Source organism: Streptomyces sp. NPDC050759 (genome assembly GCF_044456945.1).
Lineage (GTDB): Bacteria > Actinomycetota > Actinomycetes > Streptomycetales > Streptomycetaceae > Streptomyces.
Window position 1 is genome coordinate 284,117 of record NZ_JBITGI010000012.1, and the last position, 23,812, is coordinate 307,928.

Here is a 23,812-nt window from a genome sequence, read left to right on the forward strand (position 1 = left end):
TCAGTGCCGGCTCGTACGGTGGACGCATGAACAGCCAAGGGCAGGACGAGCAGCGGGTTGTGTGGACCGTCGTCGGCACGGACATCGGGCCGCTGCTGCTGGCCGCGACCGACGAGGGCCTGGTCAACGTGGTCTTCCACGCCACCGAACCCGTCCGCGACAAAGCACTGGAGCGGCTCGCGTCCCGGCTGGGCACCGAGCCCGTCGAGGCGCCCGGCTCCGCGCTGCTGGCCGAGGCGATACGCCAGGTCGAGGCGTACTTCGCGGGCGAGCGGCACGACTTCGAGCTGTCCCTGGACTGGTCGCTGATCTCGGGCTTCAACCGGCAGGTGCTGCGCGAGCTTGCGTCCGGCGTGCGGTACGGACAGGTCGTCGGGTACGGCGATCTGGCCGGACGGGTCGGCCAGCCGGGCGCCGCGCAGGCCGTGGGGGTGGCCATGGGTTCCAATCCGCTTCCGGTGGTCGTGCCGTGTCATCGGGTCGTGGAGAGCGACGGCGGCATCGGCGGGTTCGGCGGCGGTCTGGAGACCAAGCGGAAGCTGCTGGCGCTGGAGGGCGTGCTGCCCGAGCCGCTGTTCTGACGCGCGACCGGCATCCCTTCGTGACGGACCGCGCGGCCGGCTCGAAGGGGGCGACGCGGTAGCAGCACCACCGGACAGTGCCCGATCCCGCAGGAGGGGGCCACACGCGCGTGGCGTGCGGCGCCCTCGCGTGTCAGTCCGCGTCAGTCGTAGTGGCGCGCCTCGAAGACGTTCCCATCCGGGTCGCGGAAGTAGAAGCTGCGCCGGGCCATACCGCGGGCGCCGAAGGAGTCGTGGGAGAGGTCCGAGACGGGCACGGACCGTTCCTCGAGGCGGGTGCGGAGTGTCTCGAAATCGTCGGCGGGCAGGGCGAGGCAGACATGATTGACCAGGTGTCCCGCGCTCTCTGCAGCGCCAGGGACCATTTTCATGTGGTCCGCCATGGTGAGCGGCATGAGGTCGAAGATGGTCTCGTCGTTGAGCCGTACGGAGGGGAAGGACACCGCCCCCGCGGCGAAGTCGGTGAGCCTCACGGGTTCCATGCCCAGGGCCTTCTCGTAGAAGTCGGCCGATGCCACCGGGTCACGGACCCAGAGGACGACATGGTCGAGACGTGTCGAGTTGTCCTTCATACATCCCAGGCTGGTGTCGTCCTCCACAGCCCGCAAGGGTTTGACCGGACGTGCCGCCCGCCAGAGATGAGGGAAGACCGAACGACAGGAGGCAGGCCCGTGGTGCTGGTGGTGTCCGAAGAGGTGCGCGAGGCGATCGACGCGCGTCGACCCGTGGTGGCCCTGGAGTCCACGATCATCGCGCACGGGCTGCCGCGTCCGCGCAATCTCCAGGTGGCGCTGGAGCTGGAGGACGTCGTACGGCGGCAGGGAGCCGTACCGGCGACGATCGCCGTACTGGACGGGCGGCCCCTGGTCGGCCTGGACAAGGAGCAGTTGGAGCGGGTCGCCAACGAGGACGGGATCCGCAAGCTGGGTCACCGGGATCTGCCGCTCGCGGTGGCCGCGGGGGTGAGCGGGGCGACCACCGTGTCGGCGACGGCACAGCTGGCGGCCCTGGCCGGGGTCGAGGTGTTCGCGACGGGCGGGCTCGGCGGGGTGCACCGGGAGTGGACGACGACCCAGGACGAGTCGGCCGACCTCGGCCTGCTGGCGCGCACAGCGATCACCGTGGTGTGCGCGGGCGTGAAGTCCATCCTGGACGTGCCGGCAACGCTCCAGCGGCTGGAGACGCTGGGGGTCGCGGTCGCCGGGTACGGGACGGACCGTTTCCCCGGCTTCTATCTGTCCGACTCCGGCTACCCCGTGGAGTGGCGGCTGGACTCCCCGCAGCAGGTCGCGGAGGTCATGCGGGCGCGGGAAGCGCTCGGCGCGCCCGGCTCCGCGCTGATCGTCGCCAACCCCGTCCCCGAGGAGGAGCAGCTGGACCCCGACCTGCACGCGCGGGTGCTCGGGGCCGCGCTGCAGGCGTGCGAGGAGGCGGGGGTCACCGGTCAAGGGGTCACACCGTTTCTGCTGGCCTACCTGGTGCGGCACACCGACGGCGCCTCGCTGAGCGCCAACCTGGCGGCGGTGCGCGGCAACGTGCGGCTGGCCGGAAGGATCGCGGCGGCCCGGGCCGGGGCGTGACGACGGTCGGGCCCGGTATCGCCGCGGCCGGCGGGGACGGCGCCCTGCTGGTCGTCGGGGATGTCATCACGGACGTCGTCGCCCGGCACCGGGGGCCGCTGGCCGCGGGCACGGACACCGCCGCCGCGATCCGTACGGTGCCGGGCGGGGCAGGGGCCAACGTGGCCTGCTGGGCCGCCCGCGGGGGCGGTGTGGAGGTACGGCTGCTGGGGCGGGTGGGCGCGGACGCTGCCGCGTGGCACGAGCGGGAACTGGCCGCGTGCGGGGTACGGCCTCGGCTCGTCGTCGATCCGGAGGCGCCGACCGGGACGGTGATCTGCCTCGTGGACGCGGGTGCGGCCGCCGAACGGACGTTCCTCACGGACAGCGGTGCCTCGCTGCGGCTGGAGCCGGACGACTGGTCGGACGCGCTGCTCGACGGCGTGGCCTGGCTGCACCTGTCGGGCTATCTGCTGTTCTCGGAGCCGAGCCGGGCGCTGGTGGCGGTGGCGCTGGAATCGGCACGCGCGCGTGGGGTTCCGGTGAGCCTTGATCCGGCCTCGGCGGGCTTCCTCCGGGAGCTGGGGGTGGACCGCTGCCGCTCGCTGATCGAGGGGGTGGACGTCCTGCTGCCGAGCCGGGGCGAAGCGTGCCTGCTCACCGGGCTGCCCGAGGCGGCGGACGCGGCGGCCGAGCTGAGCCGCCACGTCCCGCTGGTGGTCGTCAAGCAAGGAGCGGAGGGTGCGGTGATCGCCCGCTCCGGCACCGTGTACGCCCACGTGCCCGCCGTAGCGGCGACGCCCCGGGACACGACCGGGGCGGGCGACGCCTTCACGGGCGGGTTCCTCGCGGCCCTGCTGGCGGGCGCCGCACCCGAGGACGCGGCGGCGGACGGATGCCGGGCGGGTGCGCTGGCGGTGGAACGGGTGGGCGGGAGACCTCCGACGCCGGACTGACGACCGACGACCCGGCGCCCCGGCTACCGCTCCCGTCCTACGCCTTGCGGCGGCCCGGCACCCCGGCTCCCGCACCCGGCCCACGCCCAGCCGCCCGGCACCCCGACGCCCCGGCTCCCGCTCCCGCACCCGGCCCACGCCCAGCGGCCCGGCGCCCGACCGCCGCACCCGGCCTGACGGACCGACGACCCGGCACCCCGGCTCGCCTGCTCCCGCACCCGACCCACACCCAGCCACCCGGCACCCCTGCCCCCGCACCCGACCCACGCCCAGCCACCCGGCACCCCTGCCCCCGCACCCGACCCACGCCCAGCCACCCCACCCCCCCCGACCGCCGCTCCCGGCCTACGCCTTGCGGCCCCACGCCGAGATCAGTGGGGCCGTGGCCAGGTCCATCGTGCCGGTGGCGATGTTGGCGAGGTGGCGGTCGATGTCCTCGTCCGTCGCGAGGCCCGCCGTGACCAGCTGCTCGCGGATCTGGCGGATCGTGGCGGACTCCAGGGCGTCACAGGCCGGCGAGGTGAGCGGGAAGTAGGCGTCGGCCGCCACCTGACGCAGACCGGCCTCGCGCAGCAGGCGCGGGAGGGTGCGGCCGTAGGAGAGGTCGGCGCCGCGGTCGGCGAGCAGTCGGCGGAACCCCTGGCGCAGCCGGTTCGCCAGTTGCTGCTCGGGGCCGCGCTCGTCGGGGCAGGTCAGGGGTTGCAGCGCGGGGTCGGCGTCCTCCACCAGGAGCCGTCCGCCGGGGCGCAGGGACTTGATCATCGACCGCAACGCCCGTTCCCGGTCGGGCACATGGACGAGAACGAGGCGGGCGTGCACCAGGTCGAAGTCCTCCCCCGGCGGTTCCTCGGCGCTCACGTCGTGGACGCGTACGTCCACCGGCGGGCGGGCCGCCGCAGCCAGGCGCGTGGTGTCGATGTCGGTCGCGACGACCTTCCCGGTCGGACCGACCTTCTTGGCCAGCCAGGACACCACGGACGTGCCGCCCGCGCCGACCTCCCAGCAGCGCCAGCCGGATCCGATGCCGAACCCTTCGATGTGCCGGAAGGTCGTGGGGTCGAAGAGGGTGGCGAACGCGTCGAAGCGCTCTCCCGCCTCCGTCTGCCGGTTGTCGAGGAGATACCGGTCGGTTCGTGTCATGCCGCGATGATCCCAGTAGCCGTGCTTGTCCGAAACGCGCGACGCGGTCCCACGACGAGCTGGCCGGCCTCCGTCCGACGAGGCGACGGCGCCGGTGCGGGTGCGGGTGCGGGCCGGTTGCCCACAGGCGGGAACCAAGCGGAACCTCCCCTGTCCACAGGCTCACCCGACGCTTACGTCGTCCTGGCAAACTGGCTCGCCAGGACGCAGACACGCGTCGCTGGGAGAGCCACGCGAGGAGATCCGGATGTCCATGGCAGGGAATCTGCGAAAGGTCACGAGCCTCGGCGGCGTCGGTGGCCTGCGCAAGGTGGCCCGGCTGGCCCGACGGCGTCCGCGCGTCGACCTGAGCCACCACGCCCGCTCCCCGCTGGGCACCTCGGTCGTCAACTGCGTGACCTACAAGGAGGGAGCACGCATCCCGGTCGACGGTGACCTGGTCGACACCGTGGAGCGGGTGCGCAAGAGCCGTGACGGTTTTGTCTGGCTCGGCCTGCACGAGCCGTCGGACCATGAGTTCGAGGGCATCGCGGACCTCTTCGACCTGCACCCGCTGGCCGTCGAGGACGCGGTCGAGGCCCATCAGCGCCCGAAGGTGGAGCGGTACGGCGAGACGCTGTTCGCGGTGTTCAAGACGGTCTGCTATGTCGAGCACGAGGAACTCACGGCGACGAGCGAGGTGGTCAACACCGGAGAGATCATGGTGTTCGCCGGCGAGGACTTCGTGATCACGGTGCGGCACGGCAGTCACGGATCGCTGGGTCCGCTGCGCGAAGAGCTGGAGTCCGATCCCCAGCAGCTCGCCAAGGGTCCGGCCGCGGTGCTGCACGCGATCGCGGACCACGTGGTCGACGACTACCTGGACGTCACCGACTCGATGCAGTCGGACATCGACCTGGTCGAGACGGCGGTGTTCGCGGAGAACGGCGCCCGGGTCGACCCGGGCCGCATCTACCAGCTCAAGCGCGAACTCCTGGAGCTGAAGCGGGCGGTGGTCCCGCTCAGCCGCCCGCTCGAGGAGCTCTCCACGCGGCCGATCCACGTCGTCGCCACGGAGATACAGGCGTACTTCCGCGACGTCTCCGACCATCTGCTGCGTGCCAAGGAGCAGATCGCCGCGTTCGACGAACTGCTCAACTCGATCCTGCAGGCCCACCTCGCGCAGGTGACGGTCTCGCAGAACGAGGACATGCGGAAGATCACGGCCTGGGCCGCGGTGATCGCCGTCCCGACGATGGTCTGCGGTGTGTACGGCATGAACTTCGACCACATGCCGGAGCTGCACTGGACGTTCGGCTACCCGTTGGTCATGGGCGTGATAGCCGTCGCCTGTGCCGTGCTGTACCGCGGCTTCCGGCGCAACGGCTGGTTGTGACCGGGGTCGTTCGCGGGACGGTCAGTGGGTGGTGGAGCTGCGCGCGTAGACGCTCTCGGCCCAGCCGGCGATCTGCTCGTCCGTCAGGTGCCGGGCCAGGTCTGACTCGCTGATCATGCCCACCAGGCGCTTGTTCTCGATGACAGGGAGCCTGCGGATCCGGTGCTCCTGCATCTCGTGCAGGACGTCGGCGACGTCGGCGCCCGCGTCGATCCAGCGGGGTGTGCCCTGGGCCATCTCGCCCGCGGTGACCTTGGCCGGGTCGTGGCCCATGGCCACACAGCCGATGACGATGTCGCGGTCGGTGAGGATGCCGCACAGCCGTTCGTTCGCGTCGCTGATGGGCAGGGCTCCGACGCCGAGTTCACGCATCAGCTGGGCGGCGCGGTCGAGGGTCTCGTGGGCGGGGATCCACTGGGCACCCCGGTGCATGATGTCTCCGGCGGTGGTCATGGAGTACCTCCCGGTGCCGGACGGCCGGCGCGGCGCGGACGGCACCGCAAGTCCCGGCGCCCTACATTCTCGCCGCGCCGCCGGGGGCCCGCACCCGGAACCTGTCGGTGACGGCGTCAGGGCTCTGGCAGCGACGCCACAGTCCTCGGACGGGCCGGGTCAGCCGCTCCACGCCGGGTGGCGGGGGTCGTCGGCGCGGACGAGGACGTCGGCCGTGCCGGCCGGGTCGGTCTCGTCGGCGTAGCGCTGGTAGGCGGGGAGGGTCCAGTGGTCGGGCTCGGGAGTACGGCGGCGGAGGGCGCCCTCGGAGAGGAGGACGTGGACGGTCAGGTCGAAGGGGAACCAGTGGTGCAGCAGGAGGGGGCCGTGGAGCAACAGGACGCCGCCGGGCGGGAGATGGACGTAGAGACTTCGGGTGGCGCGGTCGGTGACCGGGTCCCACAGGTCGGGCAGGATCCGGCCGTCGCCGCCGGGTTCGAGGGGGCCGAAGACCTCGCGCCAGAGAGCGCCGGTGTCGAACCAGCCGCTGTAGTAGGCCTCCAGGTCGTGGTGGCCGTATTCCAGACGGAGCGAGGCGGGGCGCAGGAAGCCGTCCATGCCGACGACGAGCGAAGGGCGCCCGCGTATGCGCAGAGCCTCGGCGACACGCTCGGCGAGTTCGCCGGGGCGGGCTGCCGGGGCGCCGTCGAGGGCGACGCGGGGCCAGGGGCTGCCGTCGGTCGGCTTCAGGTCGAGGAGTCGGTCGGCCAGCTGCTCGCCGAGCCGGTCCCAGGTGATCGCTTCGAGTCGCACACGGCCATGATGCGTCAGCCGCTGTTCCGAAGGCGTCGCGCTCGTGGACGCGGTGGGCGATGGGCAGGGGTCACCACGCCGGTTGTTCGGTGTCGGTAATGGGCGTGGCTGGGGAATGAAGCCCTCATGGCAGGCCTCGCGACTCCCCCGACCCCTGGCGGACCTCTTGTCGTCCAGCCGTTGAGGCGACGGCACTGTGCGGAGTGCCGGGGCGGGCCGTTGGCGATGCTCGTCGTCGAGGGCGGGGCACCGCGGTGTCTCGACTGCGCCGACCTCGGGCACCTGGTGTTCCTGCCGCGCGGGGACACCGCGCTCACGCGTCGCTCGCGGGAGGAGAGCGCGCTGTCGGCGGTCGTCGTGCGGTTCAACCGGCGCAAGGGGCGTTACGAACGGCAGGGCGTCCTCGTCGAGGAGGCGGGGCTGGCGCGGGCCGAGGAGCGGTGCCTGGCCGACGCGGAGGCACGGCGGCGACGCCGGGCGCGGGACGCGCGGCGGCGGGCGGTGGAGGACGTGCGGTTCGCCGAGGCGTTCGCGGCGGAGATACGGCGGTTGTTTCCGGGCTGTCCTGACGAGCGGGCTCGGGCCATCGCCTCGCATGCGTCCCTGCGCGGCAGCGGACGGGTGGGGCGGAGCGCGGCGGGACGAGCCCTGTCGGAGAGCGCGGTGGTCTCGGCGGTGGTGGCTTCCGTGCGACATGTGGACACTCCGTATGACGCGTTGCTGATGAACGGGGTGACGCGGCAGGAGGCGCGGCGACGGATCTCGGTGGATGTGGAGACGGTGCTCAGGGGGTGGCGGGTTCCGGGAATGGTCGACGAGGTGGCTCAGGCACCGGGCTGAGGAATCCGGCACCGGCAGTGGGACCCGACGGAGACGGAGGACCGGCGGTGGGGCCCAGCGGAGACAGAGGACCGGGCCGCTGGAGCCCGGCGAAGACGGAAGACCGGCCGCCGGATCCCCGCGGAGACGGAAGACCGGCCGCCGGATCCCGGCAGAGACGGAGGACCGGGCCGCTGGATCCCGGCAGAGACGGAGGACCGGGCCGCTGGATCCCGGCAGAGACGGAGGACCGGCCGTGGGGCCCGGCAGAGACGGAGGACCGGACCGCCGGAGCCCGGCAGAGACGGAGGACCGGACCGCCGGAGCCCGGCAGAGACGGAGGACCGGACCGCCGGAGCCCGGCAGAGACGGAGGACCGGGCCGGCGGAACAACTGGTGTGGCGGATCTCAGGAGTTCAGATGGGGTGGACGTTTGGTTATGAGGGCGCGCGCCATGGCCATGTTTCGGAGGGTGGGGGCGGGATTCACTGGTGGGGACGGGTGGTGCCGGGCCTGGGGCTCGGCCGGAGGCGGGAGCTGGTGTGGTGATGATCGAGGGGCCTTACTTCGGGCTGGTCGTGCTGGGGGTGCTCGGGACCGGGCTGGTGGCCGGGGTCTTCTGTGCGTTCTCGACCTTTGTGATGCGCGGGCTCGCCGAGTTGCCGCCCGCGCAGGGTGTCGCCGCGATGAACGCGATCAACGTGACCGCGGTGCGGCCGCCGTTCATGGCCGTGTTCGCGGGCTCCGCGGTGCTGTGCGCGGTGATCGCGGTGGTGACGTTCGTGCTGTGGCCGGACGAGGGGACGGTGGAACTGCTGGTGGGCAGTGCGCTGTATCTGTTCGGCTCGTTCGGGCTGACGATGGTGGCGAACGTGCCTCGCAACGACGCCCTGCTCAAGCTGGACCCCGGTACCCCGGAGGCGGCGGCGTACTGGCCGACGTACGTGCGCGAGTGGACGATGTGGAACCACGTCCGAGCGGTCGCCTCGGGCGCGGCGGCGCTGGCATACGTGCTGGCCCTCACGTGAGCGTCGCGCACATCGTCCCCCGACCGCCGAGAAAGCGCTGTCCCGGCGGCTTACCGGCACTCTGCGCGAGGGGCCGATCAGCCGTATCGTGGCCGAAAGGAGTTCCGCAGGAGTGCCGCCCGATGACGCACGGCCACGGCGGACGCGTCGGCGTCACCAGCGCGAGCAAGGAAGACGGCCATGGCCGATCCCAAGGGATTCATGACCACACCTCGCCAGGACTGGCCTCGCAGGCCGGTCGAGGAGCGGGTCCGGGACTGGGACGAGGTGTACGTCCCCGGGGCGCTGCTGCCCATCATCAGCAAACAGGCGGACCGCTGCATGGACTGCGGCATCCCGTTCTGCCACGACGCCTGTCCGCTGGGGAATCTCATCCCCGAGTGGAACGACCTGGTGTCGCGGGAGGACTGGCGGCAGGCCGCCGACCGGCTGCACGCGACGAACAACTTCCCCGAGTTCACGGGGAAGTTGTGTCCGGCGCCGTGCGAGGCGGGGTGTGTGCTCGCCATCAACCAGCCGGCGGTCACCATCAAGAACGTCGAGGCGGCCGTCGCCGACCGGGCCTGGGAGCTCGGGTTCACGCCCCCGCGACCACCGGACCGGTTGTCCGGGCGGACCGTCGCGGTGATCGGGTCGGGGCCGACCGGGCTCGCCGCGGCACAGCAGTTGACCCGGGCGGGGCACACGGTCGCCGTCTACGAGAAGGACGACCGGCTCGGCGGGCTCATGCGGTACGGCATCCCCGAGTTCAAGATGGAGAAGCACCATCTGGAACGGCGGATCGAGCAGATGCGGGCCGAGGGGACGAAGTTCCGTACGTCCACGGTGGTCGGGCGCGACGTCGGGGCGGCGGAGCTCAGGTCTCGGTACGACGCGGTGGTGATCGCCACGGGGGCCACGGCGTGGCGCGAACTGGAGGTACCAGGACGGGAGTTGACCGGGGTTCAGCAGGCCATGGAGTACCTGCCGTTGGCCAACCGGGTGCGCGAGGGGGATCTGGCAGTGTCCCCGATGTCGGCCGCCGGGAAGCATGTCGTGATCGTGGGTGGGGGTGACACGGGGGCCGACTGTCTGGGGACCGCGGTGCGTGAAGGGGCCGCGTCCGTGACCCAGTTGGACATCTATGCACAGCCGGGTGGTGAGCGGGACGAGGATGCCGAGCCGTGGCCCACGTATCCGAAGATCTACCGGTTGTCGGCGGCGCACGAGGAGGCCCGGGACCTGGAGACCGCGCCCGCCGCCGACGCGGACGCACGGTTGTTCGCGGCGTCCACGCTGCGCTTCACGGGGGACGGGGACGGGCATGTGCGGTCGCTGCATCTCGTCGAGGTGGACGCGGCGCGGCGGCCGGTGCCGGGCACGGGGCGGACGCTTCCCGCCGACCTTGTGCTGCTCGCGCTGGGGTTCTCGGGGCCGGATCGGGAGGATGGGCTCGTGGAGCAGTTGGGGCTGGGGATGGAGCCTCGGGGGACGGTCGCGCGGGATGCCGGGTTCGGTACGAATGTGCCGGGGGTGTTCGCCGCGGGGGACGCCGCTCGGGGGCAGTCGTTGATCGTGTGGGCGATCGCCGAGGGGCGGGCGGTTGCGGCGGCCGTCGACCGGTTCCTGACGGGGAGCTCGCGACTGCCGGCGCCCATCGGGCCGTACGACCGGCCGATGACGGTGTAGGGGGGACCAACGGGCCGAGGGTGGCGGCGAGTTCGGCACCGCGGGGGTGCGTCCTCGCGGCGGACCGAGGATCGAGGATTGAAGGGCCGACGCGAGAGGTGACCGCCGGACCAGTGGCCCAGGCCGCAGGACACCGCCGGCAGGACACCGCCGCCCCCTCCCTCACCCCCGCTCGTCCGTCCCCGCCACCTTCGCCGTCGACAGCGCCACCCTGTTCCAGGTGTTGATCGTGAGGATCAGGGACAGTACGTGGGCCAGTTCCTGCTCGTCGAAGCAGGCCGCGGCCGCCGCGTAGACCGTGTCGGGGACTCCGCCGTCGGCCACCAGCGTCACCGCCTCCGTGAGGGCCAGGGCGGCCTGTTCCTTCTCCGTGAAGAAATGGCGGGCCTCTCGCCAGACCGGGACCATGTGGAGGCGATCCTCCGTCTCGCCGGCCTTGCGGGCGTCGTTGGTGTGCATGTGGAGGCAGTACGCGCAGTGGTTGAGGTGGGAGGCGCGGATCTGGATCAGTTCGACGAGGGTGGGGTCGAGGCCCTCGCGGGCGGCCGCGTCGAAGCCGATCAGGGCCCGGAACACCTTCGGGGCGGTCTTCGCGAAGTTCAGCCGAGCCGTACCTGTCACGTTCGTGTTGGTCGTCGTCATGTGATCAACCTACGGGCCGGAAAGACCGGCTGTAGGGTGCATTTCCATGGGGGAATCGTGGGTCAATTACGCGGAGCGGATCGGTTCCGACCTGCACCTCGAGCTCTCCGGTCCGGGGAGCAAGCGGGCCGCACTGATCCGGGCGTTGCGGGACGCCGTACACAGTGGGCGGCTCGCCCCCGGCACCCGGCTGCCGCCCTACCGCTCACTCGCCGCCGACCTCGGTGTCGCCCGCAACACGGTGGCCGACGCCTACACCGAACTCGTCGCCGAGGGCTGGCTCACCGCCCGCCAGGGCTCCGGCACCCGGGTCGCCGAACGGTCCCGGCCGCTCCATCCCGCCGTACGCCCGAGAAAGCCGGCCCCTCAGCCGCGCGCGCGTTCCCCGCGCCACGACCTGCGCCAAGGCACCCCCGACGCCTCCGGCTTCCCCCGAACCGCGTGGCTCGCCTCCTACCGCCGGGCCCTCCACCAGGCCCCCAACGAGGTCTTCGGCCCCGGTGATCCGGCCGGCCGGCCGGAGCTCCGAGCGGCCCTCGCCGGATACCTCGCACGCGCGCGTGGCGTGCGGACGGAGCCGGACCGGATCGTCATCTGCTCCGGGTTCGCGCATGCCCTGCGGCTGCTCTTCGGGGGCGCTGGTAGCGGAGGCGGCGGCGGGCAGCCCCTGCGCGGCCCGCTGGCCGTGGAGGCGTACGGCCTGCCCTTCCACCGGGAGCTGCTCGCGGCGGAGGGCGTACGGACCGTGCCGCTCCCCCTCGACGACGACGGCGCACGCGTCGACCGGCTGAACCGCGAGCGGGCCGTACTGCTCACGCCCGCGCACCAATTCCCCACCGGCGGGCCGCTGCACGCCGAGCGCCGGGCGGCGGTGGTCGACTGGACACGCGCGCGTGGCGCGGTGGTACTGGAGGACGACTACGACGGGGAGTTCCGCTACGACCGCAAGCCCGTCGGCGCCCTGCAGAGCCTCGACCCCGAGCGGGTGATCCTGATCGGCTCGGTCAGCAAGAGCCTGTCGCCCGCGGTGCGGCTGGGATGGATGGTGCTGCCCGAGCGGTACGTCGGTGACGTGCTCGCGGCCAAGGGCGAGCGGGAGGCCTGGGCGAGCGTGCTCGACCAGCTGGCCCTCGCCGACCTCATCGTCTCGGGGTCCTACGACCGTCACGTACGGCAGATGCGACAGCGGTACCGCGGCCGCCGGGACCGGCTCGTCGCCGCGCTGGCCGAGCACGCGCCGCACATCGAGGTCAGCGGGGTCGCGGCCGGACTGCACGCGGTGCTGCGGCTGCCGCCGGGCACCGAGCGGTCCGCCGTCAAGGCCGCGATCTGGCAGGGCGTCGCGCTGGACGGGCTCGCGGAGTTCCGTCACCCGGACACGGACATGCCGGCCCACGACGGCCTGGTCGTGGGGTACGCGACACCTTCCGAGCATGCGTACGCGGCGGCGCTTGAGGCGCTGTGCGGGGCGCTGCCGCCGGGTGAGCCGCGGGCGTCGTAGGGGACACGGCCGTACCGGCACCATGGCGGCGGCGTATCTCGTGAGGACCGGTGAGCAGTCCTCGGCGTCGGCGGTCCGGCGCAACCTCGCGGTCGGACCGCCGTCGATCGAGCAGATCTACTACGGCCTGAACCTCAGCCCCAACGAGGCGGAGCAGCCACCGTTGCCGGTGGTGGCCGTGAGCAGGCTGGTGGACGCCCCGCGCCGCATGGCGTCCTGGTTCTGAGTGTCCATCTCATCCATTAAGTGATTACCCATCAATCAAGCACTGCGGTCAGGAGAGCAGGAAGTCGGCCACCCCCGCCTTCGCACCCTCGATGAACGCGGTCATCTCGTCGGTGGTGTAGATCAGCGCCGGTCCGTCCGGATCGGTGGACTGGCGGACGGCGATCCGGCCGTCGGCGAGCTTCATCGCCTCCAGGCAGTTGCCGCCGTTGCCGCCGCTCCACGGCTTGTGCCAGCCTTCGCTCCCCAACTCCCGGGCGGGCATGCCGTTGTAGACGGGTAGGCGCGGCTTGATGCGGTTCATTCACAGCTCCTTGCGGAGATCCCGGAGGATCTCCTTCGTGCGATGTGCCGTAGCGGCCTGCGCCGCCATGCGGTCCATGACCTCGAGATGGGTCGCCACCTCGATGCGCGCGTCCAGATAGATCGCGCCGGTCAGGTACTCGCTGTAGACCATGTCCGGAAGTTCGGGCACGGCGAATCGGAAGAGCACGAAGGGCCCGTACGTGCCGGGGTGCGGCCCGTTGGCGAACGGGGCGACCTGGAGCGTCACGTTGGGCAGCTTCGTTGCCTCGAGCAGTTTGTCGATCTGGGCACGCATCACCTCCGGGCCGCCGACGGGGCGGCGCAGCACGGTCTCGTCCATGACGACCCACAACCGGGGCGCGTCCTGACGGGTGAGCAGTCCCTGCCGTTCCATGCGCAGGGCGACATGGCGCTCGATGTCCTCGGGGCTGGTCTGGCCGATGGCGCCCGAGCGCAGGACACCACGCGCGTAGTCCTCCGTCTGCAGCAGACCGGGGACGAAGTGCGGCTCGTACTCGCGGATGAGCGCGGCCGCGCCCTCCAGGCTGACGTGCATCGAGAACCATCCGGGCAGCACGTCGTGGAAGCGCTGCCACCAGCCGGGGCGGTTGGCGTCCTCGGCGAGCTGGACGAAGTCCTCGGCCTCCTGGTCACTGACGCCGTAGGCCTTCAGCAGGAGCTGGAGGTACGGGATCTTGAGCCCCACCTCGGCCATCTCCATACGGCGGACGGTGGCGGGGGCGACACGGAGGATACGGGCGGCCTCCTCGCGCTTGAGCCCGGCGCGTTCCCGCAGGTCCAGCAGGCGCCGGCCGAGGACGACCTGGCCGACCGTCGGCGCGGACCGCGGTTCGCTCACGCTCCACCTCCCCTGAGTCGTGTACGGGCGTCGAAGTCATACACGGGCGTCGACGGCATGCACGGGCGTCACAGCCACCAGCATGCTGACAGCCCAGCGGCGCCATTCGAAGACCTGATTCGAAAATCTGTACGAATAGCGGATACGAATACCGCTGCGTACGGATCTCCGGTGATCCCAACTGGCGCCGCTCAAGATGCTGTTGCGAGCAGTGTGCCACGGCCTCTCACCGCGTCACACAGCACTCTGCATTTTTCAGAGTGACACTTGCCAAGTGTTCACGACGGGGCGATAGTGGCAAGCGTGATTCCGTCCCCGCCCTTAGGAACAGACGCTGCCGTAGGCCACCCCCAGGGTCTCGGTGCTGTCCCGGCAGAAGGGCCCGACAGGGCCGCTGCCCGGCGCCGGTTCCGTTTCGAGCTGGCCGCGCATCCGGGTTCTCCCGCGCAGGCCAGACGCCTGACGAGGGCGCGGCTGACCCATTGGTCGGTCTGCGAGGACACCTGTGACTCGGCCGCCCTGGTCGTCTCCGAGCTGGTCACCAACGCCATCGTGCACACCGCGAGCAGCCGTGTGGTCTGCGAGCTGCACGACGATGACGACCTGGTGCGGATAGCCGTACGCGACGAGGGCTGCGCCCCGGGTGAACCGCACCCGTCCCCGCAGCGCGGCGAAGAGGAGCACGGGCGGGGACTGCTCCTCGTCGACTCCCTCTGTCACGCGTGGGGCGCCCATGAGCACGGCCCCGGTCTGCTGGTCTGGGCGGAGCTGCCGCGCAAGGCGGACGGGCCCCGCGAGGACACCGGCCCGCGCAACGATCTGGGCTGGGGAGCCCGCCCCAAGCCGGTTCCGTCCGGGGGATCGGGCCAGGGGGACGAGGCCGAGGAGCATCACAGAGCGGCGCCCGTGGGGGAAGCGCGCGATCACGGAGCGGGGGACGCGGGGGCATGGGCGTGAGCAGCGGATCCGGCGGCCAGGTGCTGACCATGGACACGCTGGTCCGCCTCGGCCGCGGGCTGCGGGCGCCGGGGACGCCGCGCAGGCTGGCCGTTCCGGAGGGGATGACGGTGCCGCTCGGCTGCGACGCGGTGGGGGTGCCGGTGCAGTTGAGTAGGGAGCTGGTGTCCCGGTTGCCGCGGGTCGGGTGTGTGTACGCCGATGACACGCACTGGTGGTGGATCGTTCCCGCCGACTCCGACTACGCGCTCGAGTGGCCCAGGCCTGCCCAGTACGCCACCGGGGCGGTTGTTCCGGACGCCCCGGTGGTGCCCTCTCTTGTGCATCGGGCCGAGGGGACGTTGCCGTACACGCCGCCCATCCCTCTGTACCTGGCGTTGTGCCGGCTCACGGGGACGACTCCCAGTTGGTCCCGGCCGGTCAGCTCGGCGGGGTGACTCCGCCGGAGACCGTCCTGCGGTGCGTCGTACGCCCGCGTGTTTTCTCCGCTCCCTTCTGCGCCCTCCCTTCCTGCAGCTCACCCCCGCCATAGTTGCCCCGTCCAGGATCGGGGGAGGTCTGCGGTGGGGAAACGGCGTGGCACTGAGCAGCCCGGAGTCTCCGAGTCGGAGCGGCTGCTCTTCGGGGGGCCGCTGAGGTACGACACGGGCTGGAACTCCCACCCCGACGCGTTTCTGGAGCTGGGGTTCCGGGCCATGGTGACGCGGCTGCCGTCGCTGTTGGCGGCGAGTCTGCGGCTGGCCTGGCAGGCGGACCGGCGGGCCGCGCGGACCGTGCTGGCCGCCGAGGTGACCCGGGGTCTCGCGCAGGCGGTGAGTCTGCTCGCGGTCAACAGTGTGCTGGGGCGGCTGATCGGCGGGGGCGCGCTGGAGGACCGGTTGCGAGGGGCCGTGCCCGCGTTGGTCACGATGGCCGCCGTGATGCTCGTCGGGGCGCTGCTGCGGGCCGCGTCGACGCATGCCACCGGCCGCCTGGAGCCCAAGGTGGAGCGGGTGGCGACCGAGCGGTATCTGGAGCGGGCGGCCACCGTCGAACTGGCCGCGATCGAGGACCACGCCTTCCACAAGCTGCTGGACACCGCGCAGTACGGCGCCACCTCGGCCCGCCGGATGATCATGTTCGCGGCGCGGGTGGTGAACGCGGTGATCTCGCTGATCGCGGCGGCGGGCGTGCTGACCGTGCTGCATCCGGCGCTGCTGCCGCTGCTGGCCACGATGACGATCCCGAGCGGCTGGGGCGCGCTGACCATCGCGCGCCGCCAGTACGAGTCCTTCCACACCTGGGTGCAGCACGTGCGGGCGGGCCGCCTCCTCGGCGCCCTGCTGATCGAGCCGGAGGCGGCGCCGGAGATCCGCGTCCACGGGGTGGGGCCGTTCCTGCTCAGGCACTACCGCGCGATGGCGGAGACGGCGGAGGCGGAGCAGGCCCGGCTGGCCCGGCTCGCGGCCCGGACGGGGCTGATCGCGGCGGCCTGGACGGGCCTGGCGACGGTGGCGACGTACGCGACCCTGGGCGGGCTGCTGCTGGCGGGCGCGATGGCGCTGTCGGTTGCGGGTACGGCCGTGATCGCCGTGCGGACCGGCTCGCAGAGCCTGAACACCCTGGTCATCGAGATGAACGCGCTGCACGAGGAAGCCCTGTTCGTCGGCGACCTCCAGCGGCTCTACACGGAGGCGGCCGAGCGGGCGATCCCGGAGGGCGGGGCCGCGCTGCCGGACGAGCCGCGCGAGATCCGCTTCGAGAACGTCTCCTTCACCTACCCGGGTGACGCGACCCGCCCCGCGCTCGACGACGTGACCCTCACCCTGCCGCTCGGCAAGATCGTCGCGCTGGTCGGGGAGAACGGCTCCGGCAAGACCACCCTGGTCAAGCTGCTCGCGGGGCTGTACGCCCCCGACCGGGGCCGGATCCTGTGGGACGACCTGGACGCGGCGCACGCGGACCGGCAGCTGCTCGCCGAGCGGGTCGCGATGGTCGCCCAGGACTTCAAGCGCTGGCCGTTCACCGCCCGCGTCAATGTGGCGGTGGGCCGCTCCTCGGTGCCGCTCACCGAGGAGCGGGTGTCCGGCGCGGTCGTCGAGGCCGGCGCCGGGGAGGTGCTGGCCGATCTGCCGCGCGGCCTGGACACCCTGCTGGCCCGCAACTTCAGCGGCGGGCACGAGCTGTCCGGCGGGCAGTGGCAGCGGCTCGGGATCGCCCGGGCCGCCTACCGGCGCGGTCGCATCCTGATCGTGGACGAGCCGACGGCCGCCCTGGACGCACGGGCCGAGCTGGAGGTCTTCGAGAAGATCCGCGCGCTGTCCGGCACCGGTCAGACGGTCATCCTGATCACCCACAGGCTGGCGTCCGTACGCCACGCGGACCTGGTGCACGTCCTGGAGCAGGGCCGGCTCGTGGAGTCGGGCACGCCCGACGAGCTCCTGGCCTCCGGGGGTGTCTACGCGGAGCTGTACTCGCTCCAGGCCGAGCAGTTCACGGCAAAGGTGCCCGCCAAGGAGGCGGGCTGACCTCACGCGACAGCGTCCACCGCTGTCTCTCCACTGCGGACGATCACCAGGAACGTGTCGGTCGCGAGGTCCATGACGACCTCCGCCTGCAGTCCCTCAAGACGCCTCGCCTGCGCGAACTCCTCCGCCGGCCACGATCCGCGCGGCCCGCCAGCGGGAAAGCGTTCGAGCACTGTTCGCCCGTTCACCACCCTGCACCTCCAGAAAGCGTTGTACTCACCCGTAGTGAGCACCTGTAGGAGTTAACGCCTTCCGGGGCCGGAAAGCCTCGGTGAGTTGCCGTACTGAGACGTAGCCGACACAGATTCACCCCGGAGTGTGAGGGTCCCGTCACCGTGTGACGATCTCGCTCACCCTCCGTGTCAGTCCTCGTACTCGTCGTGATACCGCATGCGTACGCTGCCCGCGGGCGCCCCGAGAGCGGACGCGCGCCCCTTGGGCTCCTCCCATTCCTCCTGCCGTCCCAGTGCTGTGAGGTCGAGGAGGCTGGTGGTCGAGCCGAGTCCGTCGAGGCCGCGCTCATAGGTCGAGTAGGTGTGGAACACCCGGTCACGGTCGCGCAGGAAGCAGCTGATGCCGGGCCGCTCGGCCGGCTCGCCGTCGATCTCCAGAGTGGCCTCGAAGTCGTGGTTGAAGCCGCCGCCGTACGACGAGTACCAGGGCACGGTCCATCCCATCCGCGCCTTGAACGGCAGGATCTTCGTATACGGCGCTCTCGACACGGCCGCGAAGGTCGTCCCCCGCGCCTTCAGATGGGCCAGGTGTCCGATCTGGTCCAGGAAGGCGGAGCAGCTGCGGCAGCCCGCGTCCCACTCGGGCGCGAACATGAAGTGGTAGACGACGAGCTGGCCGCGCCCCTCGAAGAGGTCGAGCAGGGTGGCCTTGCCGTCACCGCCTTCGAAGACGTACTCCTCCTCGACCTCGACCATGGGAAGCCTGCGCCGCTCGGCGTTGAGAGCGTCCCGCGCGCGGGTGGCCGCCTTCTCCCTGACCAGCAGTTCCGCGCGCGCCGCGCGCCATTCGTCCCGAGAGACGATCTCCGGAAGCGCCATGGGGTCCCTCCTGTACGACGGTCCATTCGGGGTGGTGACCGCGGGGAGGGGCGGAACTCATCGCTGTCGAAGGGAAAATCCTGGACGGGTTGGTTCAGTACGACACCTGGAGCGCGAGCAGGCCTCGGGCCCGCAGGGAGTTGCGCCAGCTCGGTGACCCGGATGTCAGGTGTCGTAGTCCTGGATCCGGCTGCCGTGGCTCCGGTCGAGGAGGGCGGGCAGCCGCGCGCTCAACTCCCCCACCACCGACGGGACATCAATGGTCAGCAGCTCACGGTCCCGCATCAGCACCCGGCCGTCGACGATCGTCGTGCGGACGTCGGAGGAGCGGGCGCTGTGGACCAGGGTGGCGGCGAGGTCGTGGACGGGCTGGGTGTGCGGGCCGGTGAGGTCGACCAGGATGATGTCGGCACGCCGGCCGGGTGCGAGGCTGCCGACGACCTCACCGAGGCCGACCGCGCGGGCGCTCTGGAGGCTTGCATGGTGCAGGGCTTGACGGGACGTCAGCCAGCGGGGGTCACGGGTCGTCGACTTCTGGATCAGCGCGGTGAGCGCCATCGACTCCCATACGTCGAGGGAGTTGTTGGAGGCGGCCCCGTCCGTGGCGAGTCCGACGGGGATTCCGATGTCGTGCAGGGCGCGCACAGGCGTAGTGGTGGGCCAGGCGAACTTGAGGTAGCCGCGCGGGGCGGTCGCGACAGCCGTACGACCGGCGGCACTTGCGAGCATCGGCAGGTCGCTGTCGAGGATGCCGGAGCCGTGCGCGATCAGGACGTCCGTGTCGAGGATCCCGGTGCGCCGCAACACCTCGATGGGCGTCACCCCGTGCCGGGCGAGGCTCGCCTCGGCCTGGTCGCGGTTCTCGGCGGCGTGGAGATGGACGGGCAGGCCGTGCTCCCGGGCGAGCGCGGCGGTCGCGGTGAGGTCGCTGTCGTCCACGGTGTAGGGCGCGTGCGGGGCGAGCGCCGTGGTGATGCGGCCGCCGGCGCCGCCGCGGTGCCGTAGAGCGAACTCCAGGGACTTCTCCCGCCCTTGGGGCCCTTGCGAGGAGAAGTACGCCTCCCCGAGGTGCGCGCGGATGCCGCACTCCTCGACGACCGCGGCGACGGCGTCCATCGAGAAGTAGTGGTCGGCGAAGCAGGTGACACCGCCCCGGATCATCTCGGCGCAGGCCAGCCGCGCGCCCAACTCCACGTCCTTCTCGGTGAGGTTGGACTCGATCGGCCAGACGACGTCGTTGAACCACTCCTCGGTCGGCAGGTCCTCGGCGAGCCCGCGCAGGGCGACCATGGGCGCGTGGGTGTGGCAGTTGACGAGCCCGGGAAGGGCGATCTGCCCCCTCCCGTCGATGCGCTCCGCCGCGGGCAGTTCCTCGGCCTCCGCACTGCTGATCACCGACTCGATGACACCCTCTCGTACGACGATGGCGGCGTCGTCCACGAACCCGACCTGCTCTTGATCGTCGTGCGTGAGCACCGTGCACGGGGTGATGATGAGACCGGCGGGAGAAGGCGTCATACAGGCACCGTACGACGCGGTCGTGCCCTGGCAGTGGGTGAACCGCGCATCCCGTCGCCGCTCTGTCGCGGCGACGCGGGCACCTGCACTCTGGCCTCACCGCACCGCCCGTCGTACGCCTTCCGGAAGGGGCCCGGCATGCTCGTCGGCACCTGGAACGTAGAGAATCTGATGCTGCCGCACAGCGGCGACGGCGCCCCCGGGACCGAGGCCGAGTACGAGGCGAAAGTGGCGGCCCTCGCCTCCGTGATCACCGCGCTCGACCCGGCGCTGCTGGGCGTCCAGGAGGTCGGGCAGGAGGAGACCCTCGCCGATCTGGTCAAGGCGATCGGCGGGGAGTGGCACACCGCGCTCTCCCGGCACGCGGACCACAGGGGCATCCGCGTCGGCTTCCTCAGCCGTACCCCCCTGCGGATACGGCGGGACACCCACGCGTTCGCGGACAAGCTGCACCCCGTGCAGGTCAAGGACAGCACCAAGCCCGACGCGCACGAGAGGCAGACCAGCCGCGGCTTCCTCGCCGTGGAGACCGACACCGGCGACGGGGTGCTCCAGGTGGCGGTCGCCCATCTCAAGTCGAAGCTGCTGTCGTATCCGGGGACCCGGGGCCGGAGCCGCTTCCAGCCGCACGACGAGGCCGAACGGGCCCGCTTCGGCGCCTACGCCCTCTACCGGCGGGCGGCCGAGGCGACGACCCTGCGCGCCCTCGCGGACTTCCTGCTCGAAGGCGCCGGGACCGAACGGGACGTGATCGTCCTCGGTGACATGAACGACGTGGTGAACGCCGCCACCACACAGATCCTGCTCGGCCCGCCCGGCTCCGAACTCGACAAAAAGCGCGCGTTCAACAAGTCCGACCTCGGCGATCCGTTCCGGCTGTGGGACATCGCCCCGCGCATACCGGAAAAGCGCCGCTTCTCCCGCGTCAGCTTCGGACGCGCCGAACTGATCGACCACGTCCTGCTGAGCCACCGTCTGGCCCGCCGCATCGTGGAGGCGGGGACGGGCCTGCCCGAGCAGCAGGACGACGCCCTCGAACTGCCGTCGGTGGACGAGGACCCGGTGAAACGGGTGGGGACGCCCGGGTCGGACCACGCACCGGTGTGGGTACGGGTGTGACTCCTGACCGGCCCTAACCGGCGAGGGGAACGTCGGGCAGCCGGACCCCCACTCGCCCTCGCCCCCCGTCGAGTCGGCCGAGTTCGTCGAGGAGTTCGGTGAGCCGTCGGACCTGTTCGGGGGCGAGCCGCCCGGAGTCGTCGAGGTGGACGGCGCACGCGGTGGTCGTGTCGACGATCCCTTCGAGCACGGCGACGATCTCGTCGGCGCCCTCCGAGTGCCGGGCGAGCGCGGGGAGTTCGGCGGCCGCGAGGGCGATGGCGGTACGGGCCTCGGCGAGCGCGCGGTAGGCGTCACGGCGGAGGGTCCAGCGCCGGGCGCGGGTGTCGTCGGTGGGGGTGTCGTCGGTGGGGGTGCCTCGTACGGCGGACTCGGCACCTCCTGGGCCGGGCCGCGCGGTCTGCCGTGGAAGAGGCCGCGACAGCTCCCGGGGAACAGGGCGCGCCAGCTCCCGGGGAACGGGCCGTTCGGTCTCCCGCAGCACATGCGTGAGGTATGCCTCGGCCGCGCCACTCGCCACGGCCAGCCGGGACCGCACTCCCCCGCCCCGCTGCCCCGGCATCGGCAGATGCCCCACGATCAGCACGATCGCGCAGGCGAGCAGGGTCTCGGTGATCCGGCCGGCGGAGGCCTGCGGTTCGCCGCCGACCATCACGAGCGCCAGGACGAGGACCGTGACGACGGCGGTCTGCGCGGCGAAGTGCCGGGTGGCCACGGGAATGAGCGCCCCGCTGACGGCGACCAGCGCGATGAGCCCTTCGGGCCGCGGCAGCACGAGCGCGAACCCGGCGAAGACCAGCGCTCCGAGGACGGTCCCGGCGGCCCGGTTCAGCACCCGGGAGACGAGCGGTCCGAGGTCGGGCTTGACGAGGAAGACGGTGGTGGCGGGCAGCCAGTACCAGTGCTGGTGCTCCCCGTACCAGTGGGAGTGGTGCAGTGCCTGTGCGACGGCGACGCTCGCCCCGAAGCAGAGGGCGACCCGCAGCCCGTACTCCCGCCCGCCGGCCCCGAAAACGGACCGCAGCGCGCCCCGGACGGTGAGCCGGCGCTTGTGCAGATCCCCGCCCCGGCCCCGGTCGAAGGCGTCGGCGGCCCGCAGCAACGCGTCGTCGAGTGCCCGCAGCGCGGGCGCCGACCGGGCGGGCGCGGGCAACGGCCCGGTGTGCGCGTTCTCCCGTACGGCGACGGCGAGCCGTCGGGGTCCCGCGGAGGCCCGCCCGGGCACCGCTTCCTCCGCCCAGGCGAGCGCGGTGGCGGCCTCGGCGAGCGGCAGCGCGGCGGCGTACTGCGCGTGCAGCCGCCGCTCGGCGGCCGAGCTGGCGTACCGCCGCAGCCGGGGACCGGTGAGCGCGTCCTGCGCGTGATCGAGGGCGGCGGTGAGCGCGACGCGCCGCGCGGTGGCGTTCTCACTCCCCACGGCGTCCAGGAGAGCGGCGACGGCGTCGTACACCGCGGCGACCGCCTCCCGTTCGCCGTCGAACCGGAAGTCCCCGACGAGGGCACCGGGGGTGGGCAGCACCAGCCGCAGCGCGAGCAGCCAGCAGGCCCCGCCGAGATACACCAGCGCCCGCAGCCACCCTTCCTCCGGCAACGGCATGCCCGCCCCGATCGCCGACGCGACCAGCAACTGCGTACCGGCCCCGGAGGCGACGGGTCCGACGGCGCTGACACCCCCCGCGACCAGCCCGACAAACGTCAGCAGCACGGTCAGGGGGACCGCCCCGATGTGCTCCCCCGCGGTGGTCCCCACGAACATCCCGACCGCCCCCGCGAGCGCCGGCACCCCGATCCGCTTGACGGAGGCCCGCCGGCTCCCGGGCCGGTCGTTGATCCCGGCGAGCATGGCGGCGATGGCGGCGACGACACCGAGGGAGGTGCGGTCGGCGAGGACGGCGACCAGGAGGATCGGCCCGGCGGACAACGCACCCCGCACCACGGCGTTCCAGGGGATCGGCCCACGCTGAGCGCGGAGAGCGTGAGCGAGCCAGGGCGGTAGGTGCATCCGTACGGCGGGGCGGGACACAGGGCTCCTGTCGTCGAGGGGAGGCGGGGGTGTGCCTTCGGGCGACGGCGGCCGGGCGTGGGGTTGTGGTGTCCACGGTAGATCGCGATGTGGGAGGGGATGGGGTCGTTGTATTTCGAGCATGTGACGGTTGGCCGGAGAGGCGCTTTCTTTATGAACGCAACCGGGCCCGAACTCGATCGGGCAAGACCAGGTCCGCGCCATCCGACCGTGGACTACGGTTACGACTGCTGACATACACCAGCTGACCAGGGCGAAAGGACGACCTTCGTGAACGACCGAGACCCGCCTGCGTTTCGACCGGGAGATAGAGGTCCTGAAGATTGTCCGAGGCGCGGCCCCAGATGTCGGTCTCTCTCCGTCCCTCCGGGCCGGATGGTTCGATGCCGCTCACCGTTCGGTGATGTGCTGGTCACCCACCGACTGGTAGATCCGGGAACTGCCCGAGGCGCGCGCGTCAAGCCGTACTCCGCCTCGGATCTCCTGCCGGCTCGGCGCGGGGGCGAACTGGGCAGGCAGTCCACGCAGTTCCTCGGCGGCGTCGGGGTGTTCACCCAGCAGGTCCGCCACCCGGCGCTGCCCGCGGTTGAGATTTCGATCCGCCGGGACGCACACCCGATTGTCCCTCCACTCAAACGTCCCCAGTAACGCAAGCACCGTATGGCTCAACGGCGTTGACCGTCCTGCCGAGCCGCCACACCGAAAAGCCCATGCGCTGGACGTAGCCCACCT

The 23,812-nt window shown here is 71.9% G+C and carries 25 protein-coding genes; 13 read left to right on the forward strand and 12 right to left on the reverse strand.

The genetic code is table 11. The annotated features are described in order from the left end of the window. Positions 1–26: 26 nt before the first annotated feature. The gene (locus tag ACIBJB_RS31780; protein WP_326669523.1) at positions 27–581 is read left to right on the forward strand and encodes a methylated-DNA--[protein]-cysteine S-methyltransferase; all 555 of its coding nucleotides are present in this window, start codon (positions 27–29) and stop codon (positions 579–581) included. A 143-nt stretch (positions 582–724) separates the two neighbouring features. On the opposite strand, the gene ACIBJB_RS31785 is transcribed toward ACIBJB_RS31780, so the two are convergent. Then, positions 725–1,153: a VOC family protein gene (locus ACIBJB_RS31785; protein ID WP_398935628.1), complete on the reverse strand. Its 429-nt coding sequence runs from the start codon at positions 1,151–1,153 to the stop codon at positions 725–727. 99 nt (positions 1,154–1,252) lie between these two features. Here ACIBJB_RS31785 and ACIBJB_RS31790 point away from each other — a divergent pair, with 99 nt between their 5' ends. Both ACIBJB_RS31790 and ACIBJB_RS31795 read left to right on the forward strand, forming a co-directional pair. Continuing rightward, entirely contained in the window at positions 1,253–2,161 is a 909-nt protein-coding gene (locus ACIBJB_RS31790; RefSeq protein WP_398935630.1) for a pseudouridine-5'-phosphate glycosidase, read from the forward strand. Beyond that, complete coding sequence (locus ACIBJB_RS31795; protein ID WP_398935632.1) at positions 2,158–3,096, forward strand: carbohydrate kinase family protein; 939 nt, start codon at positions 2,158–2,160, stop codon at positions 3,094–3,096. The genes ACIBJB_RS31790 and ACIBJB_RS31795 overlap by 4 nt, the downstream gene beginning before the upstream one ends. A gap of 345 nt (positions 3,097–3,441) precedes the next feature. Here ACIBJB_RS31795 and ACIBJB_RS31800 read toward each other — a convergent pair whose 3' ends face one another. Then, on the reverse strand, positions 3,442–4,236 hold the full coding sequence (locus ACIBJB_RS31800; RefSeq protein WP_398935634.1) for a methyltransferase domain-containing protein: 795 nt from the start codon (positions 4,234–4,236) through the stop codon (positions 3,442–3,444). Between the two features lie 247 nt (positions 4,237–4,483). Here ACIBJB_RS31800 and ACIBJB_RS31805 point away from each other — a divergent pair, with 247 nt between their 5' ends. Continuing rightward, on the forward strand, positions 4,484–5,611 hold the full coding sequence (locus ACIBJB_RS31805) for a magnesium and cobalt transport protein CorA (RefSeq protein WP_398935636.1): 1,128 nt from the start codon (positions 4,484–4,486) through the stop codon (positions 5,609–5,611). A gap of 21 nt (positions 5,612–5,632) precedes the next feature. Here the strand turns inward: ACIBJB_RS31805 and ACIBJB_RS31810 are convergent, their stop codons facing one another. Together ACIBJB_RS31810 and ACIBJB_RS31815 are read right to left on the reverse strand one after the other, a co-directional pair. Further along, positions 5,633–6,064, reverse strand: coding sequence for a CBS domain-containing protein (locus ACIBJB_RS31810; protein WP_398935638.1), 432 nt, complete (start codon positions 6,062–6,064; stop codon positions 5,633–5,635). Between the two features lie 159 nt (positions 6,065–6,223). Beyond that, positions 6,224–6,856, reverse strand: a complete 633-nt coding sequence (locus ACIBJB_RS31815; protein ID WP_398935640.1) for a uridine kinase — start codon at positions 6,854–6,856, stop codon at positions 6,224–6,226. Positions 6,857–6,982: 126 nt separating this feature from the next. On the opposite strand from ACIBJB_RS31815, the gene ACIBJB_RS31820 reads away from it, so the two are divergent. The 3 genes from ACIBJB_RS31820 (at position 6,983) to ACIBJB_RS31830 (ending at position 10,371) form a co-directional block, all read left to right on the forward strand. After that, positions 6,983–7,696 carry a DUF2293 domain-containing protein gene (locus tag ACIBJB_RS31820; RefSeq protein ID WP_398935641.1) on the forward strand — a complete coding sequence of 238 codons (714 nt, stop codon included), beginning with the start codon at positions 6,983–6,985 and terminating at the stop codon, positions 7,694–7,696. Positions 7,697–8,223: 527 nt separating this feature from the next. Beyond that, on the forward strand, positions 8,224–8,703 hold the full coding sequence (locus ACIBJB_RS31825; protein ID WP_062038971.1) for a DUF1772 domain-containing protein: 480 nt from the start codon (positions 8,224–8,226) through the stop codon (positions 8,701–8,703). A gap of 180 nt (positions 8,704–8,883) precedes the next feature. Next, a complete protein-coding gene (locus ACIBJB_RS31830) occupies positions 8,884–10,371 on the forward strand; it encodes a glutamate synthase subunit beta (protein ID WP_398935644.1) in 1,488 nt (495 codons plus the stop codon). 162 nt (positions 10,372–10,533) lie between these two features. Here ACIBJB_RS31830 and ACIBJB_RS31835 read toward each other — a convergent pair whose 3' ends face one another. Then, on the reverse strand, positions 10,534–11,013 hold the full coding sequence (locus ACIBJB_RS31835) for a carboxymuconolactone decarboxylase family protein (RefSeq protein WP_398935646.1): 480 nt from the start codon (positions 11,011–11,013) through the stop codon (positions 10,534–10,536). 46 nt (positions 11,014–11,059) lie between these two features. Here ACIBJB_RS31835 and ACIBJB_RS31840 point away from each other — a divergent pair, with 46 nt between their 5' ends. Together ACIBJB_RS31840 and ACIBJB_RS31845 are read left to right on the forward strand one after the other, a co-directional pair. Then, a complete protein-coding gene (locus ACIBJB_RS31840; protein ID WP_398935648.1) occupies positions 11,060–12,514 on the forward strand; it encodes a PLP-dependent aminotransferase family protein in 1,455 nt (484 codons plus the stop codon). Next, positions 12,495–12,740, forward strand: coding sequence for a hypothetical protein (locus ACIBJB_RS31845; RefSeq protein ID WP_398935650.1), 246 nt, complete (start codon positions 12,495–12,497; stop codon positions 12,738–12,740). The genes ACIBJB_RS31840 and ACIBJB_RS31845 overlap by 20 nt, the downstream gene beginning before the upstream one ends. Before the next feature lie 48 nt (positions 12,741–12,788). Here ACIBJB_RS31845 and ACIBJB_RS31850 read toward each other — a convergent pair whose 3' ends face one another. Both ACIBJB_RS31850 and ACIBJB_RS31855 read right to left on the reverse strand, forming a co-directional pair. Further along, the gene (locus ACIBJB_RS31850) at positions 12,789–13,043 is read right to left on the reverse strand and encodes a DUF397 domain-containing protein (protein WP_007381290.1); all 255 of its coding nucleotides are present in this window, start codon (positions 13,041–13,043) and stop codon (positions 12,789–12,791) included. Further along, a complete protein-coding gene (locus tag ACIBJB_RS31855) occupies positions 13,044–13,904 on the reverse strand; it encodes a Scr1 family TA system antitoxin-like transcriptional regulator (RefSeq protein WP_037712399.1) in 861 nt (286 codons plus the stop codon). A 294-nt stretch (positions 13,905–14,198) separates the two neighbouring features. On the opposite strand from ACIBJB_RS31855, the gene ACIBJB_RS31860 reads away from it, so the two are divergent. The 3 genes from ACIBJB_RS31860 to ACIBJB_RS31870 all read left to right on the forward strand — a co-directional run bounded on the left by ACIBJB_RS31860 (position 14,199) and on the right by ACIBJB_RS31870 (position 17,368). After that, on the forward strand, positions 14,199–14,861 hold the full coding sequence (locus tag ACIBJB_RS31860) for an ATP-binding protein (protein WP_398935654.1): 663 nt from the start codon (positions 14,199–14,201) through the stop codon (positions 14,859–14,861). Then, positions 14,852–15,298 carry a hypothetical protein gene (locus tag ACIBJB_RS31865; protein WP_328637739.1) on the forward strand — a complete coding sequence of 149 codons (447 nt, stop codon included), beginning with the start codon at positions 14,852–14,854 and terminating at the stop codon, positions 15,296–15,298. The genes ACIBJB_RS31860 and ACIBJB_RS31865 overlap by 10 nt, the downstream gene beginning before the upstream one ends. A gap of 126 nt (positions 15,299–15,424) precedes the next feature. Next, positions 15,425–17,368 (forward strand): ABC transporter ATP-binding protein, encoded by a 1,944-nt coding sequence (locus ACIBJB_RS31870; RefSeq protein WP_398935656.1) that lies wholly within the window; start codon positions 15,425–15,427, stop codon positions 17,366–17,368. 2 nt (positions 17,369–17,370) lie between these two features. Here ACIBJB_RS31870 and ACIBJB_RS31875 read toward each other — a convergent pair whose 3' ends face one another. From ACIBJB_RS31875 to ACIBJB_RS31885, 3 genes are all read right to left on the reverse strand, one after another. Further along, positions 17,371–17,556 carry a hypothetical protein gene (locus ACIBJB_RS31875; RefSeq protein WP_398935658.1) on the reverse strand — a complete coding sequence of 62 codons (186 nt, stop codon included), beginning with the start codon at positions 17,554–17,556 and terminating at the stop codon, positions 17,371–17,373. Between the two features lie 174 nt (positions 17,557–17,730). After that, a complete protein-coding gene (locus tag ACIBJB_RS31880; protein ID WP_398935659.1) occupies positions 17,731–18,420 on the reverse strand; it encodes a DUF899 domain-containing protein in 690 nt (229 codons plus the stop codon). Positions 18,421–18,585: 165 nt separating this feature from the next. Further along, positions 18,586–19,938, reverse strand: a complete 1,353-nt coding sequence (locus ACIBJB_RS31885; protein ID WP_398935661.1) for an amidohydrolase — start codon at positions 19,936–19,938, stop codon at positions 18,586–18,588. A 138-nt stretch (positions 19,939–20,076) separates the two neighbouring features. Between ACIBJB_RS31885 and ACIBJB_RS31890 the strand changes: the two genes are divergently transcribed. Next, a complete protein-coding gene (locus tag ACIBJB_RS31890) occupies positions 20,077–21,057 on the forward strand; it encodes an endonuclease/exonuclease/phosphatase family protein (RefSeq protein WP_398935663.1) in 981 nt (326 codons plus the stop codon). A gap of 13 nt (positions 21,058–21,070) precedes the next feature. On the opposite strand, the gene ACIBJB_RS31895 is transcribed toward ACIBJB_RS31890, so the two are convergent. Both ACIBJB_RS31895 and ACIBJB_RS31900 read right to left on the reverse strand, forming a co-directional pair. Further along, the gene (locus ACIBJB_RS31895) at positions 21,071–23,059 is read right to left on the reverse strand and encodes an FUSC family protein (protein ID WP_398935735.1); all 1,989 of its coding nucleotides are present in this window, start codon (positions 23,057–23,059) and stop codon (positions 21,071–21,073) included. A 411-nt stretch (positions 23,060–23,470) separates the two neighbouring features. Then, positions 23,471–23,650 carry a hypothetical protein gene (locus ACIBJB_RS31900; protein WP_398935665.1) on the reverse strand — a complete coding sequence of 60 codons (180 nt, stop codon included), beginning with the start codon at positions 23,648–23,650 and terminating at the stop codon, positions 23,471–23,473. Between the last annotated feature and the right edge of the window lie 162 nt (positions 23,651–23,812).